The organism is Pseudomonas sp. Tof1, from assembly GCF_055390395.1.
This window is the reverse complement of the sequence record NZ_AP024344.1, coordinates 1,590,832-1,610,139: the sequence shown is the minus strand read 5'-3', so window position 1 is coordinate 1,610,139 and position 19,308 is coordinate 1,590,832. Positions and strand designations below refer to the sequence as shown.

At 66.1% G+C, this 19,308-nt stretch carries 16 protein-coding genes and 1 pseudogene; 2 read left to right on the top strand and 15 right to left on the bottom strand.

Annotation, left to right across the window (positions count from 1 at the left end):
• Positions 1–91: 91 nt before the first annotated feature.
• Positions 92–586 carry a DMT family transporter gene (locus ACZ5KU_RS07365; RefSeq protein WP_464736974.1) on the top strand — a complete coding sequence of 165 codons (495 nt, stop codon included), beginning with the start codon at positions 92–94 and terminating at the stop codon, positions 584–586.
• An 85-nt stretch (positions 587–671) separates the two neighbouring features.
• On the opposite strand, the gene yiaY is transcribed toward ACZ5KU_RS07365, so the two are convergent.
• Entirely contained in the window at positions 672–1,820 is a 1,149-nt protein-coding gene (yiaY, locus tag ACZ5KU_RS07360) for an L-threonine dehydrogenase (RefSeq protein ID WP_054063985.1), read from the bottom strand.
• Positions 1,821–1,974: 154 nt separating this feature from the next.
• Here yiaY and ACZ5KU_RS07355 point away from each other — a divergent pair, with 154 nt between their 5' ends.
• Positions 1,975–2,979 carry a DUF4917 family protein gene (locus ACZ5KU_RS07355; RefSeq protein WP_419736749.1) on the top strand — a complete coding sequence of 335 codons (1,005 nt, stop codon included), beginning with the start codon at positions 1,975–1,977 and terminating at the stop codon, positions 2,977–2,979.
• A 42-nt stretch (positions 2,980–3,021) separates the two neighbouring features.
• Here ACZ5KU_RS07355 and ACZ5KU_RS07350 read toward each other — a convergent pair.
• The 14 genes and pseudogenes from ACZ5KU_RS07350 to ACZ5KU_RS07285 form a co-directional block, all read right to left on the bottom strand.
• Positions 3,022–4,334 (bottom strand): annotated as a pseudogene (locus ACZ5KU_RS07350) (LLM class flavin-dependent oxidoreductase).
• A gap of 13 nt (positions 4,335–4,347) precedes the next feature.
• Complete coding sequence (locus tag ACZ5KU_RS07345; protein WP_464736973.1) at positions 4,348–5,769, bottom strand: MFS transporter; 1,422 nt, start codon at positions 5,767–5,769, stop codon at positions 4,348–4,350.
• Positions 5,770–5,933: 164 nt separating this feature from the next.
• Complete coding sequence (locus ACZ5KU_RS07340; protein WP_054061371.1) at positions 5,934–6,683, bottom strand: tRNA-dependent cyclodipeptide synthase; 750 nt, start codon at positions 6,681–6,683, stop codon at positions 5,934–5,936.
• 4 nt (positions 6,684–6,687) lie between these two features.
• Positions 6,688–7,458, bottom strand: a complete 771-nt coding sequence (locus tag ACZ5KU_RS07335) for a 2OG-Fe(II)-dependent halogenase WelO5 family protein (RefSeq protein WP_054061370.1) — start codon at positions 7,456–7,458, stop codon at positions 6,688–6,690.
• Between the two features lie 10 nt (positions 7,459–7,468).
• Complete coding sequence (locus ACZ5KU_RS07330; protein ID WP_239688158.1) at positions 7,469–8,437, bottom strand: aliphatic sulfonate ABC transporter substrate-binding protein; 969 nt, start codon at positions 8,435–8,437, stop codon at positions 7,469–7,471.
• The gene (locus tag ACZ5KU_RS07325; protein ID WP_464736972.1) at positions 8,437–10,902 is read right to left on the bottom strand and encodes a TonB-dependent receptor plug domain-containing protein; all 2,466 of its coding nucleotides are present in this window, start codon (positions 10,900–10,902) and stop codon (positions 8,437–8,439) included. Before ACZ5KU_RS07325 ends, ACZ5KU_RS07330 begins: the two co-directional genes overlap by 1 nt.
• A gap of 28 nt (positions 10,903–10,930) precedes the next feature.
• Entirely contained in the window at positions 10,931–11,428 is a 498-nt protein-coding gene (locus ACZ5KU_RS07320; RefSeq protein WP_054061367.1) for a RidA family protein, read from the bottom strand.
• 89 nt (positions 11,429–11,517) lie between these two features.
• Positions 11,518–13,095 (bottom strand): flavin monoamine oxidase family protein, encoded by a 1,578-nt coding sequence (locus tag ACZ5KU_RS07315; protein ID WP_054063979.1) that lies wholly within the window; start codon positions 13,093–13,095, stop codon positions 11,518–11,520.
• Positions 13,096–13,293: 198 nt separating this feature from the next.
• Positions 13,294–14,475, bottom strand: coding sequence for a dipeptidase (locus tag ACZ5KU_RS07310; protein ID WP_464736971.1), 1,182 nt, complete (start codon positions 14,473–14,475; stop codon positions 13,294–13,296).
• Between the two features lie 134 nt (positions 14,476–14,609).
• Positions 14,610–15,572, bottom strand: a complete 963-nt coding sequence (locus tag ACZ5KU_RS07305) for an ABC transporter substrate-binding protein (RefSeq protein ID WP_464736970.1) — start codon at positions 15,570–15,572, stop codon at positions 14,610–14,612.
• Positions 15,573–15,586: 14 nt separating this feature from the next.
• Positions 15,587–16,405, bottom strand: a complete 819-nt coding sequence (locus ACZ5KU_RS07300) for a class II aldolase/adducin family protein (protein WP_241494427.1) — start codon at positions 16,403–16,405, stop codon at positions 15,587–15,589.
• Positions 16,395–17,333 carry a D-isomer specific 2-hydroxyacid dehydrogenase family protein gene (locus ACZ5KU_RS07295; protein ID WP_054063978.1) on the bottom strand — a complete coding sequence of 313 codons (939 nt, stop codon included), beginning with the start codon at positions 17,331–17,333 and terminating at the stop codon, positions 16,395–16,397. Before ACZ5KU_RS07295 ends, ACZ5KU_RS07300 begins: the two co-directional genes overlap by 11 nt.
• Positions 17,330–18,535, bottom strand: coding sequence for an acyl-CoA dehydrogenase family protein (locus ACZ5KU_RS07290; RefSeq protein WP_054063977.1), 1,206 nt, complete (start codon positions 18,533–18,535; stop codon positions 17,330–17,332). The genes ACZ5KU_RS07295 and ACZ5KU_RS07290 overlap by 4 nt, the downstream gene beginning before the upstream one ends.
• Positions 18,532–19,308 carry an ABC transporter ATP-binding protein gene (locus ACZ5KU_RS07285; RefSeq protein WP_054063976.1) on the bottom strand — a complete coding sequence of 259 codons (777 nt, stop codon included), beginning with the start codon at positions 19,306–19,308 and terminating at the stop codon, positions 18,532–18,534. Before ACZ5KU_RS07285 ends, ACZ5KU_RS07290 begins: the two co-directional genes overlap by 4 nt.

Below are 19,308 nucleotides of genomic sequence, written 5' to 3'. Positions count from 1 at the left end.
TTCTTTGAATTTAAATTTTTACAACGAATACCCTAGCATGCTCTCTCGACAATAACCGCCCAATCCGGGCGATGCCTGTTGGAGAACGAACATGAATACCTTGAGTGGAATGGGACTGCTGGCCCTGGCCGCGATCGCCGGCGCGGTCGTGCCCTTTCAGAGTGCGATCAACGCCAATCTGGGGCGCGGCCTCGGCCATCCGTTGTGGGCGACCCTGGCCTCGCTGCTGGTCAGCCTGGCGGTGCTGCTGCCGGTGATGCTCGCCCTGCGCCTACCCTTGCCAAACCTGACCTTCGCCGGCAAGGCACCGGCCTGGGTCTGGCTCGGCGGTGTGTTCGGCGTAGGCTTCGTGGCCCTGGCGGTGCTGCTGGTGCCGCGGCTGGGAGCCGGCGGCTTCGTGGCCCTGGCGCTGGCCGGGCAGGTCATCGCCTCGCTGATCCTGGACCATTTCGGCCTGTTCGGACTGGCGGCGCGTCCTGTCGACAGCGTACGCCTGGTCGGCGCCCTGCTGCTGATCGCCGGTGTGCTGACGGTTCAGCTCGGCCCGGGCATCGTCGCTGGCACGGCGGCCAGTGCACGGCTTTGAAACGCTTTCGCGGGCGAACCCGCTCCCACAATGGAACGCACGGTTCCCTTGTGAGCGCGGGCTGCCCGCGAAGAGGTGCTATCGGCTAGAACGCATTACGGAAGATCTCCTCGATCTGCCGCTGGTCCGCCGAACGCGGATTGGTCAGGCCACAGGCATCCTTGAGCGCATTGGCCGCCAGCACCGGAATATCCGGCAGCTTGGCCCCCAGCTCGCGCAGGCCGGCCGGGATTTCCACGTCCCCGGCCAGCGAACGGATCGCCGTAATGGCCGCCTGGGCGCCCTCCTCGGGACTCAGGCCGGCGACGTCGGCACCCAGCGCCCTCGCCACGTCGCTCAGCCGCTGCGGACAGACCGAGGCATTGAAGGCCTGCACATGGGGCAACAGCACCGCGTTGCACACGCCATGGGGCAAGTCATAGAAACCGCCCAACTGGTGCGCCATGGCATGCACATACCCCAGGGACGCGTTGTTGAACGCCATGCCCGCGAGGAATTGCGCGTAGGCCATGTTTTCCCGGGCCTTCAGGTCGGCACCGTCACGCACCGCCAGGCGCAGGTTGGCGCTGATCAGCTCGATGGCCTTGATCGCGCAGGCATCGGTGATCGGCGTCGCCGCCGTCGACACGTAGGCCTCGACCGCATGGGTCAGCGCATCCATCCCGGTCGCCGCCGTCAGCCCCTTGGGCATGGCGACCATCAACGCCGGATCGTTGACCGACAGCAGTGGGGTGACATTGCGATCGACAATCGCCATCTTCACATGCCGCGACTCGTCGGTAATGATGCAGAAACGGGTCATCTCACTGGCCGTACCGGCCGTGGTATTGATCGCCACCAGCGGCAACTGCGGCTTGGCCGAGCGATCGACCCCCTCATAGTCACGGATATGCCCGCCATTGGTGGCGCACAGGGCAATACCCTTGGCGCAGTCATGGGGCGAACCGCCGCCCAGCGACACCACGAAATCGCACTTGCCGTCCTTGAGCGCGGCCAGGCCCTGCTCCACGTTGGCGATGCTCGGGTTGGGCTTGGCCCCGTCGAAGACCAGCGAGTCGATATCGCGCAGCGCCAGCGCCTCGGCGATCCGCGCCGCCACACCGGCCTTCGCCAGCCCGGCATCGGTCACGATCAACGCCTTGCGAAAGCCATGGTTGCGGATGGCATCCATCGCCTCGTCCAGGCAATCGATGCCCATGATATTCACGGCCGGAATGAAAAATGTGCTGCTCATGGCAAATCCTCTTGGCGTTGACCGGGGCTGCCTGCCCCGCGATGAGCACAGCATCGACCGCTTGCCCGTCAGGGTTGTTGATCTGGCTCAATGTCAGGTCGTGATAAAGTCGCCGCCTGTCCACCTTCTGCCCTTGAGACGACGAATAGCGATTATGGAATTCCAGGAATTTGATGCCGAACTTGAAGACTGGGACGCCGTGCGTGCCGACCTGCCCTTCACCGGGCTGTTGATCGGCAACGGCGCGAGCCTGGCGGTGTGGCCGGGCTTTTCCTATGACTCGCTGTTCGAGAACGCCCAGCGCACCAGGAACCGCCCGCTGGGGCTGAGCGAACTGGCGGTGTTCAAGACCCTGGAGACCAGCAGTTTCGAGCGGGTGCTCAGCGCGCTGAAGAGCACCATCAAGGTCAACGCCGCCCTGTCCATCAGTTCGTCCTCGCCGCGCAATCGCTACTTCGCGATCAAGGAAGCGCTGATCCATGCCGTGCGCGGCGTGCACATTCCCTGGAAGCTGGTGCGCCCCGATAGCCTGGCGCGGATCAACGCCGAACTGGGCAACTACCGCACGCTCTACTCCACCAACTACGACCTGCTCAACTACTGGGCGATCATGCAGGCACCGCAGCCGTTCAAGGACCTGTTCCAGAACGACGAGTCGACGTTCGACCTGGGCAACACCGACACCCAGGGCACGCGCATCCTCTACCTGCACGGCGGCCTGCACCTGGTGAAGAACATCGATGGCAGCACACGCAAGCTGCTGTCCTCGGAGAGCACCCTGCTGGGCAGCTTCGCGGTCAACGCCCTGGGCGACGTGCCGCTGTTCGTCAGCGAAGGCAATGCCGAGGACAAGCTCAAGGCGATCCGCAACTCCGACTACCTGTCGTATTGCTACGGCCAGCTGTGCCAGCACCAGGGCGCCCTGTGCATCTTCGGCCACAGCCTGGGCGAACAGGACCGGCACATCGTCCAGGCCGTGCAAGACGCCGGCATCCAGACCCTGGCGATCTCGATCTACCCGCGCAGCAAGGCGTTCATCCAGCACCAGAAACGCCACTACGCTAAGCTGTTCGTCGGTCACAACGTGGTCTTGCGTTTCTTCGACGCCAAGAGCCATCCGCTGGGCTGCCCGGAGTTGCTGGTCACGCCCGAGGCTTGAAGTCAGGGCTTGTGCCGGCCCCACCAGAAACTGCAGTGAACCTCAGAAGTACCGGTTCGCCACCCGCCGCAATCCAAGGTTTTCCCTCAGGCTGCGGCCCTCGTATTCACGGCGGAACAATCCCACCCGCTGCAACTGCGGCACCACTAGCTCGACAAAGTCGTCGATGGCCCCGGCAGATGGGTGAACAGCACATTGAAGCCATCGGCGGCTTCGGCCTCGTACCAGGCGGCCAGTTCGTCGACGATCTGCGCCGGCGTTCCCACCAGCACCTTGTGCCCACTGGCCGACAGGCTGCGCAGCAGTTGCGCCACGGTCGGCCGCTCGCGGCGGATCAACTCGATGACCAACTGCTGGCGGCTCTTGTGCCGCTCGGTCGACGGCAACTGCTCCGGCAACGGCACCGGGGCATCCAACGGCAATGCCGAAAGATCGAGGCCCAGATCGAGCAGATAGGACAGCCCCTTGAGCTGCGCCTGCGGATCGAGCAGTTCCTGCAGGGCCTGGTACTTCTCCTCGGCCTCACTGAGGGTACGCCCGATCGTCGGCGCAATGCCGGGGAAAATCTTCAACGCCGCCTCATCACGTCCGTAACGCGCCAGACGATTCCTCAGATCGGTGCAGAACGCCTGCCCTTGCTCCAGCGTCTGCTGGGCAGTGAACACCAGCTCCGCCGTCCGCGCCGCCAGCTCGCGGCCGGCCTCGGATGAGCCGGCCTGGGCGATCACCGGCCAGCCCTGCAACGGCCGTGGTGCATTCAGTGGCCCGTGCACCTGGAAGTGCCGGCCCTGATGCTCCAGCACCCGCATTTTCGTTACATCGAGCCAGATCCCCGAAGCCTTGTCCCGCACGAAGGCATCGTCGGCCCAACTGTCCCACAGCCCGCTGATCACATCGAAGAACTCCTGTGCCCGCTGGTAACGCTCGGCGTGCTCCAGGTGTTCGTCACGATTGAAGTTCTCGCCGCCGATCAGCGCCGTCACCAGGTTCCAGCCGGCCCGGCCGCCAGACAGGTGATCCAGCGAGGCGAAGGTCCGCGCGAGGTTGTAGGGCGCGTTGTAGCTGGTGTTGGCCGTGGCGACCAGGCCGATATGCCGGGTGGTCATCGCCAGCGCCGGCAACAGGGTCAGCGGGTCCCAGCGCAGGCTGTGGGAGCTGCGGGCCAGGACCTGCGGATCGAGGCTGCCGACCGCCACGTTGTCGTTGAGGAACAGCGCATCGAAGCGCCCACGCTCCAGGGCCTGGGCATAGTCGACATAGCGCTGCACGTTCAGCGAGGCATCGGCATCCGCCTCGGGATGCCGCCAACTGGCGCCATGGGCACCGGAGCCCGACAGAAACCCGCCAAGGCGAATCTGCCCGGCTCGTCTAGCCACGGCTGGAACCCTCGGCCAGCGCCTGCGCCGCCGGCACCCGCAACAGGCCGCTGACCAGCACCCAACCGGCCAGTACCACCAGTGCGAGGAACAGCATCACCGCACGATAACCCTGGATAAAGGCGCCTTGCACGTCATCCAGCGGCTGCCCGGAAAAAGCGTGGTAGATGCCTACCCCGAGCGCCAGCCCGAGGCCGCCGCCGATATTGTGCAGGGTCATCAGCGAACCCATGGCCACCGACGAGACGTTCTGCGGCACCGAGGAAATGCCCAGAACCGTCGACGGGCCGAGAATGCTGGCCCACCCCAGGCCCATGACCACGAATGCGGCCAACAGGTAGGCCAGCGACGTCTGCCGGTCGAACCCGGCCTGCAGCAGCGCCGAGAGCAGAAACAGCGACAGCCCGGCCTTGATCAGCAACGCCGGGCCTTTCCTGTCCACCAGCCGCCCCACCACTGGCGACAGCACCGCCACGCCCAGCGTCGTCGGCAACAGCAACAGACCGCTGGCCTGCACGCTTTCACCACGGACCAGCGCCAGGTACAGCGGCATGACGAAAAAGGCCACGCAGTAGAACACCGCCAGGCTGAAACTGGCGACCACCCCGGCGACGAAGCGCCGGTTGGCGAACAACAGCAGGTCGATGATCGGTGCCGCCACGCGTTTCTCCACCGCGACGAAGGCCGCCAGCGCCAGCACCGCCAGGGCGATCAGCCCCAGGGTCAGGGGCGAACTCCAGCCCCAGGCCGCGCCCTGGACGATCACCAGGACCAGGCTCGGCAGGCCGATCAGCAGCAGTGCCGCGCCGAACCAGTCGAGCCGGGCGCCCTCCTCCTGCGAACGCGATTCGCTGACGCTGAAACCGCTGATGCCCAGGCTCAGCAGGACGAAGGGCACGTTGATCAGGAAGATCCACTGCCAACCGAAGGCGCTGGTGATCAGCCCGCCGAGCACCGGTCCCACCGCCAGTCCCACCCCGTTGACCCCGAACAGAATGCCGAAGGCCTTGCCCTGCTCGGTACTGTCGAAAGTATTGGCGACGATCGCCCCCGAGGCGGTGTAGAGCACCGCACAGGCGGCGCCCTGGAGGATCCGCGCGGCGATCAGCAGATCGATGTCACTGGCCAGCCCGGCCCCCAGGGAGGCCAGCCCGAATACGCTCAAGCCGATGAACAGCACCCGCTTGCGCCCGTGCAGGTCGGCCAGCCGGCCCACCAGCACCATGAAACTCGACAGCGCCAGGATGAATCCGTTGATCACCCATTGCAGGCTGTCCACCGATGCCTGGAGATCGGCCTGCAGGGCCGGCAGCGCGGTGTTGACGATGGTGAAATCGACGCAGCCGAGAAAACTGGCAATGCTCACGCCGAGCAATGCCCACCATTTGCGTTGCTGTTGCGCAAAAACGCCCATGGGGAAACTCCTTTTTTCAGTTGAATATCGGGAGACCTTGTCGATGCCTTCGCGGGCAAGCCCGGCTCCTGCAGGCCAGTGCGTACGCAAGCCTCATGTACGACGCCAACCTGTAGGAGCCGGGCTTGCCCGCGAAGAGGCCCGCACGGTCCCCACACCAGGACTCAAATGGCAATCGCGCTACTGGACCAGTTCGGATGCACGATCCCCGGCAAGGTGAACGGAATCGGAATCCCGCGCTTCTTGAACTTCAGCGGCAGCCAGCGCACCCGGTCCGGGCTGTGGGGGGCGATCAGCAGGTCGCGGCTGGTCGCCATCGCCGCCGTCATCTGCTGCGGGTACAGCACATAGTGATAACCCTCATCCGCCCACAGCGGCAGGATGATCGGGATCTCTTCGAGAATGTATTCGCGGCACTGGGCCGCGGCCTTTTCAAGGTCGGCGTGTTCGTCACGCAGGCGCAATCGCTCGGTGAACACGCCGATGGTCTCGTCGATGGCCGCGCGCAGTTCCTCGCGGGTCCGGTAGACCTCGTCCAGTTGCTGGCGCAGTTCGGCATAGCGGTCACTGGCCAGTTCCTGGTTCCAGCGGGTGACGTGATACGGCACCCGCAAGCCGTCGAGAATGCCCTGGTTGCGGGCCAGCCAGGCATCGCCATCGCGGATCGATGCCGACAGCGCCTCGCCCGGCGACTTGCCGTGCTTGTTGTGGCGCTGCAGGGTGTCGGCCACCACCACCTTCACATGGCTGAAGCCGGACTGGTTGATCAGGTGGATGGTGGAACGCAGTTTCTGGTCCTCGTGGTACTCCTGGCCGACGCTGACCGCCAGCACCACGCGCTTGCCGTCGAACTCATGCTCTTCGCCGCCCTTGTTGAAATACGCCTTGAGGTTGATCTCTTGCACAGTGCTCATGGGTTTAGCTCCAGTAGGCCAAAGGCTGGTTTTCGCCGTAGTAACCGATAAAGACGCCGAGGGTGATCCGTGTACTGGTGGCCGACGGGCGCACCGCATGGATCAGCCGCGGGTTGAGCAGGATCAGGTCGCCGGGTTCCGGCTTGACCACGAAATCCGGCGGTGGCAGCAGGTGGCGCTCGATGCCGTAGGCACGTTCGCCACGCAGGCGCCTGTACTCCTCCTCATCGGGCTCGATGCCCCAGATCTCCAGCTCGCCACCGTCCTCGGGGATTTGCAGGTAGATGTTGGTGGACAGTTGGCTCAGCAATTGCCGGCCATGCCCCGGCGGCGTGTTGCGTTCCAGGTCGTCGGTATGCGGCGTGAGGTCGACCCCCGAGCCCTGGAAACGGGCAATGCCGACGAAGCATTTCTGCCCCTCGACCTGCAGCAGGTGCGCACCGCTGGGCCAGACCTCATCCAGCAGCAGGCGCAGTTCGTCGATGGGCGAGGCCAACGGCCGGAACAGGTTGCGGATCCTGCGGATGTTGGGCAGCGCCAGCGCGTGGTACTCGGCCCGGCTCTGCTCGTCGTCGATCTCGATATAGGCCTTGCCGACCCGGACGAACTCGTTCTGCCCACTGAAGGCACTCTTGAGACCGGCGAGCTTGTCCCTGGCCAGTTGCAGGGTGTCCGGCGGGCAGAAGCCCTTGAGCTGGACACCATAGGAGCGTTTCTCCACGACATCGACGATATGTCGGGCCTCGAGCTGTTCGGCAGTGGTCACGGTAAACATGAAACCCCCTTCAATTCCCTGAAAGTGATGGACTGGATACAGACGTGTTGAAGCGTTGATCGAAATGCTGGTCGGCCTTGAATGCGGCCTGAATGACGCCCTCCTCCCGATACAGGTCGGCGGTGTGTTGCACGTCGTCGATCACCGTCGGCCCGACATCGATGCGATGGGCCTGGGCGAAGCGATTGGAACGTTCGTGGATTTCCAGCGGCAGGCCGCTATAGCCGGCCTGGATCGCGGAAAAGCCTTGCTGGTGGGCATTGGCCCAGTCGTAGGCACGGGCCAGGCGACGCAGGAAGTCGTCGATCTGCGCCGGCTTGTCGCGAATCGCCGCGTCATTGGCCACCAGCAGCATGTGCCCGGCGAACAGCCCGGCACCACTGACCAGCACCCGCGTGCCGCCTTCGAGCCGGACCATGCTGGTATAGGGGTCCCAGGTCGACCAGGCATCGGCCTGGCCGTTGGCGAGCAAGGTCCGCGACTCGCCCGGGGCGAGGAAGATGAACTGCGCATCGCCCGCGTGCAGCCCCGCCGAACGCAGCGCCGCCAGGGCCAGGAAATGACCGATGGAACCGCGGGTGGTGGTGATGCGCCGGCCCTTGAGATCGGCGGCGTCCTTGAGCGGCGAGTCGTCCCTGACCACGATGGCCACGGCAGTCGGGGTGACGTTGACCTTGATCACCCCGACGGTTTTCAGCGGCGCGCCGGCCGCGGTGGCGAACACGAACGGCGCATCCCCCAGGCTACCGAGGTCCACCGCGCCGGCCGCCAGGGCTTCGGCGGTAGGCGCGGCAGCGGCGAACGAGGCGAACTCGATCGGGTACGGCAGGTTGTCCAGTTCGCCGGCCGCCTGCAGCAGGATCTTCAGCGACTGCTTCTGGCTGGAGACCCGCAGCGGTTCGGCGGCCTGGGTCGCGCCGCAGAGCAGCAGCACCGCCAGCAAGCCGGCCAACCGTGTATCGGCGCGCAGATTCATCATCAGAACGCCAGGCTGATACGGCTGTAGTAGTACCCGCCACCCAGCCCGTACGGCGAAAACATGCCGTACTCGTAGGTGCCGGCCCAGGCCTTGAGGCCGATCTTGTCCGGGTACACGTCGAACAGGTTGTTCGCCCCCACCGCCACCGTCAGGTTCTGATTCACGTCATAGGCCACGTCCAGGTCGGTGATCCACTTGGCGCTGTAGGTGCGGTCGTCCGAGGGTTTGTTCGCGCCCTCGGTGTACTCGCCGAAACGGGTCAGTTGCAGGTTGGTGGTCCAGTTGCCGAGCTTGTAGTTGCCGGACAGGATCCATTTGTCCTTGGGCGTCGCCTTGGTCAGGTCGATCTGTTGCTGGCGGTCGAACAGCACGTACTGCGAGCCCAGGCTGGCCAGCGCCGCCGGGGTGTCGGCAAGGCTGCGGATGGTGGTCTTGTTGCGGTTGTAGGCCACGCTCCACTTCGCCGCACCGTACTCGCCGAAGGATTGGCTGTAGTCCGCCACCACATCGAGCCCCTTGGTCCGGGTGTCGGCGGCGTTGGCGTAGTACTGCCCGGCCAGGTTCGGCGACAGGCCGTTGTTGACCAGGATCTGCGAGACCGCCGGGCCGCTGAGGATGCCGGTCTGCAGGATCCGCTTGTCGATGTCGATCAGGTAGAAGTCCGCCGTCAAGCGCAGGCGCTCCGCCGGCTCGGCGGTCAGGCCGATGCTGTAGTTGCGCGAGGTTTCCGGCTCCAGGTCCTTGGCCCCCAGCGCACGGCCTTCGGGCGAGTCCGGACGCATCTGCTTGGTGCGCACGTTGGTGGTGCTGCCGCTGGTGAACTGGGTCACGGTACTGGTGGTGGAGAACACGCTCTGGGCCAGGGACGGAGCCCGGAAGCCATTACTGACCGCCGCCCGCACGGCATAACCCGGCAGGAACTCGTAGCGGGTGGTGAGCTTGCCGCTGGCGGTTTCACCCACCCCGAGGTTGTACTTCTCGTAACGGGCGGCTGCGCCCACATACCACTTGGACGTGATGTTCAGGCCCAGGTCGATATAGGCCGCATCGCTGTGACGCTGCAACGAATAGGCGTCTTCCGGGGTCGTGCCGTTGACCGAGAACAGCCCCGGGTCCGGCACCCGGCCGGCAAACGGTCCGGTGGTCGGCACGTAGCTGCCGAAGTTGTAGGCGTTCGGTTCGCCTTCCTCCAGGGCATATTTCTCCCAGCGGTGCTCGATGCCGAAGGAGGTTTCCAGCGGGCTGCTCCAGCCGATGTCCAGCGCGCGACTGAAGTCCAGGTTGGTGGTCCACTGGTCGAAGATCAGGTTGCCCAGGTGGAAGTCATGCTGGCTGTAGGGGCCGTTGGAGATGTTCAGGTTGTTGGCCGTATCCAGTACCGCGCGATCCTTGCCGTAGGTGCTGCTCAGGTCCCAGTCCCAGTCACCGACCAGGCCCTTGGCACCACCGGCGATCTGGAAGTCGACCTCGTGGATCTCGCGCCGGGCCTGGCCGCCGTTGGGGTACGGTGCGCCGGGAATGCCGGCCAGGCTGGTAATGTCGGTCGGCCGGCGGTGGCCGAGGTCCTTGTTGCTATTGCGGTAGCTGAGGGTGGAAAACGAGTACAGCTTGAGGTCGTTCTCCAGCGGCAGCTCCAGGTTGTAGGCCAGGCTGCTGGTGCGGTCACGACCCAGGCCGTACTCGCCGCCCCAGCCATGCCGGTTGCTTTCCCGCGGATCGGGCGAGCCGTCAGCCTGATTGAAGTACAACTGGCCGCTGGCGGCGGCGGCGCGCTCGTAGGGTTCCTGGAGCTTGCCGTCGAACGACAGATTGAAAAAGCCGCCGTTCTCGCCGAGGGTCGTCCCCCAGTTGACCGCTTCGTGGCCGGTGGCACCGTCACCGTCGTAGTACTGGCCCACGGTGGTGTCGGAAGTGAGGCCGTTGGCGTTGCGCTTGAGAATGATGTTGATCACCCCGGCGATCGCATCCGAACCATACTGCGCTGCCGCACCGTCGCGCAGCACTTCGATGCGTTCGATGGAGGCGGTGGGAATCAGGTCGAGGTCGACCGGCACCGAGGCGTTGCCGACCCGCGCGCCGTTGTTGATCAGCGCCGAGTTGTGCCGGCGCTTGCCGTTGACCAGGATCAGCACCTGGTCGCCGCCCAGGCCGCGCATGCTCACGCCGCGGACCAGGAAGGCGGTGCCGCCGCCATTGATGGTCGGGACGTTGAACGAGGGCAGCAGGCGCCCGAGCATCTCCTTCAGGCCGTTCTGGCCGATGGTGCGCAGTTGCTCACCGCTGATCACGTCGATCGGTGCCGGGCTGTCGGTGACCGTACGCTGCTGGCTGCCGCGCACCCCGGTGACGACCACGGTGTCGAGGGTCGGATCAGCGGCGAACAGCGCCTGGGACGTCGCCAGGCTGAGCAGCGCGGCGCCGAACGGCGCGGCAAGGCGGGTGTTGCCAAAAGAACTGGAAACCATGACTCGAATATCCTTCCTGTGGATCGGCTCAGCGCGCCTTGGCGGCAACGGTCTCGACTTCGATCAGCGCACCGGGCAGCACCAGCCCGGCCACCTGCACCGTGGTGCGGGCCGGCTTCAGCGGCTGTTTGTCGGTCCCGAAGAATTCGCGGAAGGCGGTTTGCAGGCCGTCGAAATCCAGCTTGCCGCCCAATGCCGGGTCGCCCACCAGGTAGATGCGCAACTGCACCACATCGCCCAGCCCCAGGCCCTGGCTGGCGAGGATCGTCTCGACCTTGCGCAGCACCGCGCGGGCCTGGCTCTCGGTGTTGCCAGCGGCCCGGATCTGCTCCTTGGCGGCCTTGGGATCGACCGGGTCGGGCAGCAGCCCGGAGAGATAGGTGACTTCGGCGTTGCCCGGCAGGGTCACCGATTGCAGGATCGGCGAATTCGGATAGGTGGATGGCACCCGTTGGATCGAGGCGGCTTGCGAGCCGCTCGCGGCGAATAGGATCCCCAACCCCAGCAAGGCTTTCTTGAACGACATAAGGACACTCCAAGGTATGTTTTATGCCGGCCTCGGAGGTCCGCTACCCGGCAAATCGGTGTGGCTGTTTGAGTGAGAGCGCGGCTTTTTCAGGCCGTTTGCTTGATGGGCGAGCCCTGTGCCCGCTCGAATAGATGACGGACCACCCGCCGCGCCGCGCCGGCGGCGGCTTCCTGCCAGATCCCGACACCGCTGTGGGCCAGGCCGTCGCTGGTCAGGTAGACCCGGCCCTGGGCCTGGTTGAGCAGGCTGTAGTCCGGGTCGGCCACTTCGTGATTGATCCACGGGCCGAGGTTGTAGGGGATCTTGGCCCAGGCGATCGCCAGCGGTTTGCGCAGCTCCCGGGCGTGGCCGGGATGCAGCAGTTCCACCGCCTGGCGTGACAGTTCGATCTGTTCGGCCAGGGGCCTCTCGCCGAACCGGCGGGCGGTCTCGCCATTGTTGTAGGCCGCCACCAGCACCCCTTCAGCCTGGTTGAAACCGCCGCTGGGGTACCACAGGCCGGAGGACTCCTGGTTGATGAAGGAAAGCCCGCCGTAGATCTGGTAGTCGCGCTCCCAGAAGCGCCGGGACTGCCAGGCGACCTTGTTGGCGTAGCCGAACTGGACCGCGGCGATCGCCTGCTGTACCGGCCGGGCCAGGTTGTTCCTGACCTTGGCCAAAAGCGGCAGCGGCAGGCTGCTGATCACGTAGTCGGCCTTCAGCGCCTGCTTGCGCCCTGTATGACGGTCGAGGTAGCCGACCTCGACGACGTCCGTCCGGTTGTCGATCGACAGCACTTCGGCGCCCAGCCGCAGTTGCGCCTTCAGGTGCCGTTCGAAGGCTTTGGCGATGCGGTCCATGCCACCGACCGGCTGGAACATGGTCGGGGAGAACTCCGGGTATTCGTCGATCATCAGCGCGGTGGTCAGCGCCGGGTTGAGCAGGGTCTGCAGCGGCAGCGGGTCGCGTTTCTGCGCCAGTTGGTCGCCCGCTCCCGGCCAGACCTTGTAGCCGGAGCGGGCCGAACCGAGGTATTCGAGCTTGTCCGAAAGGTCGCCCCAGGTTCTCAGGAAGCTCAGCAGGTGCTCACGGTCGGCGGGGCTCAGTTCCTGGTCCAGCGCCTGGCGATTGACCGCCTTGGCCAGCAGCTCGGAAAAATGTCCGCGGCTGTCGTTGACCGCCTGGCGGATCTGGATGGCCGGCGCGTTGAGATCGGGGCGCACCAGGGCATTGCGGCTGGTGTTGACCAGCACCTCCAGCTCGACGCCAAGTTCGCGGCAGTAGCCGAGCATCAGTTGATGGTGGCTGGGCAAGCGACCGGGGCCGGCATTGAGGTAGAACCCCTGGTCGAAGTCGACGACCTGCACGCTGCCATCGGTGTACTCGACGCGATCGCCCTGGCGCACGGTCCAGTTGCGACCGCCGACGCGGTCGCGGGCTTCGAGCAAGGTCACCTTGAAACCGGCCTTGTTCAGCTCATAGGCACTGACCAGGCCGCCGATGCCGGCACCGATCACGATCACGCTGGCACCGCGGCCGACGGCGGCGGTCGGCAAGGCGGCGTAGTTTTCTTCACCGGCCGCAGCCTGGCGGTCCACTCCGAGCAGGCCCATCACCGCCGTTGCCGCCTGCAGGCCGCCAACGGCGGCGACGCGGGCGATCAGTTGTCTTCTGGTCAACGGCATGCAAGCGCTCCCTGCCTGTGTGGTGGATAGTTCATTCCGTTATAGCCCGCCGAAACATTCAGTTACTTCGGTCTATGGAGGCCATCCTAGAGAGCGCAACTTAATAAGAGAAATACATTTTAGGCATATGCAAATATTACTTTGTTTCATATTTTATGACGCGGATATTGCACGAAATGCATAGAGGAAGGGCGACTGCTACTCCCCGCGAGCCTGGGCCTCAGCCAACACCCGCAGCAGGTTGCCACCCCAGATGTTCGCCAAATCCCGCTCCCCATAACCCGCCGCCAGCAGGCGCTCGGTGATCTTCGGCAATTGCGCGACATCCTCCAGCCCCTCGACCCCGCCACCACCATCCCAGTCGGCCCCGATGCCGACATGCTCCGGCCCGACCACCGCGAGGATATGCAGCAGGTGCTTCATGTAGTCATCAAGCGTCGCCCGCGGCTCGGGAAAGCGTGCCTCCACGGCGCGGATCCGCGCCGCCAGGTCCGCCACCTGCGCTGGCGTCATGCTCGCCGCCAGACGGAATTCCCGGTACAGCGGCCCCAATGCCTTGGCACGCTCCGGATCGGGCCGCTGGTCGATCAGGTCGCTGGGAAAGCTGTTCACCTGGATCACCCCGCCCTTGGCCGCCAACGCCTTCAGGCGCCGGTCATCCAGGTTGCGCGGGTGCGCGGTGATCGCCCGGCTGGAGGAGTGCGAGGCGATGATCGGTGCCGTGGACAGCGCCAGTACCTGGTCGAACACCTGGTCCGAGGCATGGGAAACATCCAGCAGGATCCCCAGCCGGTTGGCCTCGGCCACCAGCGCCCGGCCCTGGGGACTCAGGCCATGCCATTGCGGCAACGCGGTGGCCGAATCGGCGAAGTCGTTGTTCGCCGAATGCACCAGCCCGAGCATGCTCAGGCCCAGGCGTCGATAGGTCAGCAGCCGCCCGGGGTCGGCCGCCAGCGGTTCGGCATTCTCCATGCTGATGAACACCACCCGCTGGCGCCGGGCGACGATGGCCGGGACATCCTCGGCCTTCAGGGCCATGGCGAACTGCTGCGGGTGGGCGGCGACCATGTCGCGAATCCGCGTGAGCACCGCCAGGCCGTGTTCGCTGGCCAGGGTACGACCTTCGGCAGTCAGCGGCCCCTGGGGCGTGAAGATGGCCCAGAAGCCCCCGTCCAGTCCACCCTCCTCCATGCGCGGCAGGTCGACCTGGGACAGATCGTCGGCGTAGCGGTGGCGCTCGGTGATGTCCCAGCCGGGACGCGCCAGTTGCATCGGCGTGTCGAGGTGGCTGTCGAGAACGGTGAGGCGCTGGTGCAGGGTGTCGGCGGCCTGAACTTGCGAGACCAGCAGCAACGCAAGGGCGAGGGTTTTCTTCAACATCGGGATCATCCATGACTACCTGGAGCCGGCCTGCTGCGCACAGCGCACTCTGCAGGAGCGTGGCTTGCCCGCGAAGAGGTGCTCAAGCCTTGCGCAAAACCAAAACGACATAAAGAGCAGAAGGGAGCAGTGTCTCAGGCCGGCCCCCAGCGAAAACTGCGATCCCACAACCCGCTCACGTCCAGCTTCTGCGGCAGCACCCCGGCCTCGAAGAACAGGTCGGCGACATCCTGCTGCGAACGCACCGCCGCATCGTCAACCGGCTGCAGGATCCGCGGTCCGCTCTGGGCCTTGTACTGCGCCAGGAACACCTCCCTCGGCATCCCGAGGATCTTCGAACTCTTGGTCGCCCATTCCTCGGGATGCGCGGCAATCCATTGCCAGGAGCGGTACTCGCGCAGGATGTAGTCGGTGATCGCCGCATGCTTGAGCGGGTCGGCGATGCTGTTCTGGTTGGCCGCAATCACGTAATTGCCCGACAGGTAGCCCTGCCCGGTCTTCAGCACCCGCGCCCCGGCGCGCAACTCGGCGAGCTGGATGAAGTAGCCGAAGCTGACCCAGGCATCCACCGCGCCGTTCTGGAACGCGGCGAAGCCATCCTGGGGCGTCAGCGCCATCGGCACGATGTCGTCGAAGCCCAGCCCCTGCTCCTTCAGCGCCTTGAGCAGAAAGTAGTGGGAACTGGTGGAGCGGATATAGGCGATGCGCTTGCCCTTGAGCTCGGCCACCGACTGCACCGTCGAGCCCTTGGGCACGATGAACGCCTGGTTGTTGACGTCGCCGGTGAGCACCGCGATCAGCTTTACCGGCGCATGATTCCTGATACCGAAGATCGGCGGGATCTCGCTCATCGGCGAAATGTCCAGGGTACCGCTGACCAGCGCCTCGAAACTCAGGTTGCCGCCGTTGAACTCGGCATACCTGACCTTGTACGGCGCCGGGCCGATACCGGCCTCGGGGAAAAACGATGGCGCCGCGCCCTTGTAGGTCGCGACATTCAGGGTCACCCCGCTGAGGTCCTGGGCCAGGCCGAGGCTCGGCAACGCGGCGCCGAGCCCGGCCAGGGCCGAAAGCTGCAGAAAACGACGACGGTCCATCAGGCTGACTCCTGTCACAGAAAGGCATCCGGCTCGTTGCGCAGAACCCGATCCCAGTAAGGTTGAAAACTGAACCAGCCGCCGAACTCGGTGCCGACCTGGCGCGCGGTGTGACGCGCCACCTCGGGCGGAATCGGTCGCGGCGTGCCGGCGGCTTCGGCCAGCAGTTGGGTATGGGCGGCGTTGTCCATGGCGATAAAGCGCCAGACAGCGGCCTCGACCGTCTCGCCCACCGTCAGCAGACCATGGTTCTGCAGGATCAGCGCCTTGTGCTGGCCAAGCGTGCGGGCAATCCGCGAGCCTTCGCTGCTCTCCAGCACCACCCCGGAGAAATTGTCGAACAGCGCGTGCTTCTCGTAGAAGGCGCAGGCGTCCTGGGTCAGCGGATCGAGCAGGCGCCCCAGGCTCGACCAGGCCTTGCCGTGCAGCGAATGGGCATGGGCCGCCGCCACCACGTCCGGGCGCGCCTCGTGCAGGGCGGCATGGATGGCGAAGGCCGCCAGGTTCAACGCGCCCTCGCCTTCGACGATCTCGCCATGGGGATTGACCAGCAGCAGGTCGCAGACGCGGATATGGCCGAAGTACACGCCCACCGGGTTGACCCAGAAATGATCGGGGCGCTGTGGATCACGCACGGTGATATGCCCGGCGCCGCCCATGTCGAAACCGAGCCAGGCGAACACCCGAAAGGCCGCCGCCAGGCTCTGCTTGCGGCGCAGCCTTTCCAGTTCGACGGTCGCCTGCTGCGGCGGGTGTTCCCAGCGGAACACGGTGTGCCCGTCACGGGGCAGCCCGTAGGCACTCGGTTGATGTCTCGGTGATTCAATAGCCACGTTCGGCCTCCACGCGGTTTTCCAGGGGCAGGCCATTGGCCTCGCGGGTGATGTTGTCCAGCACCAGGCGGGCGAGGTTCAGATAGACCTGGGGTGAGTTGGCGCTGGTATGCGGCGACAGATGGATACGCGGGTGCCGATAGAAGCCATGCCCGACCGGCAGCGGCTCCGGGTCGCTGACATCCAGGCTGGCCAGGCTCAGTTGCCCACTGTCCAGCGCCTCCAGCAGGGCCTCCTGGTCGATCAGGCTGCCACGGGCGATGTTGATCAGGTGCAGGCCGGGACGGGCCGAACCGAGTACATCACGGTCAATGACACGACGGGTCAGTTCGGTCGCCGGCACCGCCAGCAGCAGGTGATCGCAGCGGGCGAACAACTCATGCAGATCGGCGACTCTCTGCACGCCGGGCACCTCGAAAGGCGCCGGCGAACGCCTCAGTGCCAGCACCTCCATGCCCAGGGCCAGGGCCTTGGGCGCCAGGGCTCGGGCAATGCTGCCGAAGCCGAACAGCCCCAGGGTGCTGCCCGCGACCTGCGCCAACGGCCGTTGCCGCCAGTGCGCCGCGTCGTCGATCCAGATCTGCGGCACCTGCTTGGCCGCCGCGAAGATGGCCGCCAGGGCGAACTCGGCAATGCTCTCGGCGGTGACGCCACGGGCGCTGGCCACCGGCAGGCTGTCGAACAGCCAGCGGGGAAAGTAGTCCAGCCCGGAGCTCGCCAGTTGCACGAAGCGCAACCCGAACGGCCAGCCCGCGGGCGCCTGGGGCGCATCGCGGAACTCGGCGTGGGGCGCCGCCAACAGCACCCGCACATCCGCCGGCAGCTCGCGCGGCAGGCCCCGGGGCAGTTCCAGCACCTCCAGTCCCAGGTTGCGCAAGCGCACGTTGAACGAGGCGTCCAGTTGGCTGGCGATGCGTGCCCCGCTCACGCCTGGCCCCCACGAGCAGGCAGGGCGAAGGCGGCACGGCCGACCGCCGCGAGAATCGCATCGTTCTGCGGTGTATGAATCCGGCTGCACAGCACATCGCGGTAGTGCCGCTCGAGCGGATTGCCACGGGCCAGACCGGGATTGCCGATGGCCTCGATTCCCAGTTCCACCGCGCTGATGGCATTGCCGGTCACCAGGTACTTGATCTGGGTCGCCTCGCTCGCGGCGATCCGTCCCTCGGCGGCGGCATCGAGCAGGACCCGGTTGGCCAGCAGCAGCGCATCGATCCTGCCGATCAGCTCATGGAAACGCGGCAGGCTCGACAACGGCGCCCCGAGGTTGGCCGGGGTCCGCTCGCCCAGCCAGACCACCAGCCAGTCACGGGCCGCCCGGGCCACGCCGTCATAGATCGACGACAGCAGCACCGCCAGCCAGAGCACGCCACTGCTGTCCAGTTCGGACGGGCGCGGGGTGCTGGCCGGCTGGATATCCACGGCGAACTCGCTGGCGACGAACACATCCTCGAACACCACGTCATGGCTGCCGGTGGCGCGCATCCCGAGGTGATCCCAGGTCTGCTCGATGCGAATGCCCGGGGTGTCACGGTGCACCAGCCAGGTACCGACCCTGGGCTCGGGCTCGTCGCTGCGCGCCCACACCGACAGCCAGGTCAGCCCGGGAATGCCGGTGGAGTAGATCTTGCGGCCATCCAGCCGCCAGCCGCCCTCGACCCGTCGGGCGAGGGTGCCGGGCAGGCCGCCACGGGCCGGGGTGCCGAGGTCCGGTTCGACCCGCAGCGCATTGATCAACGCGCCCTGTTCCACCGCCTCGCGGGCGACCCGCTGGCGCAGGTGCAGCGGCCAGGCCTGGTTGCCCTGCAGGCGGGTGTGCTGCAGGTACTGCATCACCAGCACCAGCGCCGTCGATGGCTCGCCCCGGGCCACCGCACCGATGACCCGCCGTGCCTGGGCCAGGGTCGCCTCGCCGCCACCCAGCTGGCGCGGCACGGTCAGCGCCAGCAGGCCGTGCTCATGCAGCCGATGCAGATTGGCATGGGGGAACTCGCTGTGCCGGTCGTAATAGGCGGCGGTGCCGGCGAACTCCTGGCTGAGCTGCTCCAGCAGGTCGGTGAAGGCCGGGGAATCGAGGTCGAGGCTCGCTCCGGCATGGGTCCTGGGCGATTGCACGGTGGTTGGGCTCATCGATGGGCGATCCTGCTGAGAAAGTGAAGGCGACCGTCATCGACGGCGGCCACGGGTTGTTCGACGCCGAGCAGCTCCAGCAGGCGCGCACGCAGCGTCTGGAAGGTCGGGCTGGCCACCTGGCGCGGACGCGGCAGGCGGATGGGAATCTGTTCGGCGATCCGGCCGTTGGCCAGGACCACCACCCGGTCGGCCAGCAGTACCGCCTCGTCGACATCGTGGGTCACCAGCAGCACCGCCGGCTCATGGGCGCGCCACAGGTCGACGATCAATTGGTGCATGCGAATCCGCGTCAGCGCGTCGAGGGCGGCGAAGGGTTCATCGAGCAGCAACAGCTTCGGCTCACGGACCAGCGCCCGGGCCAGCGCCACTCGCTGGGCCTCGCCGCCGGACAGGGTGTGCGGCCAGGCCCCGACCCGGTGCGCCAGCCCGACCTCCGCCAGCGCCGCCAACGCCCGGGCTTTCGGCTCGGTCCCCCGCAGGCCGAGGGCGACATTGCGCCAGGCGCGTTTCCACGGCATCAGCCGGGGTTCCTGGAACACCGCCGCCAGCGGCTCGGGCACGGCCAGCCTGCCTTCGTCGATACGATCCAGGCCGGCCAGGGCGCGGAGCAAGGTGGTCTTGCCCGAACCGCTGCTGCCCAGCAGGGCGACGAATTCGCCGGGAGCGATCTCAAGGTCGAGGGCATCAAGCACCGCCTGCCCGCCGAAACGGCGGCTGACCTGCTGGCATTCGACGGCCGGACGCTGGGAACGCGAAAGAGAGAGGCTCAT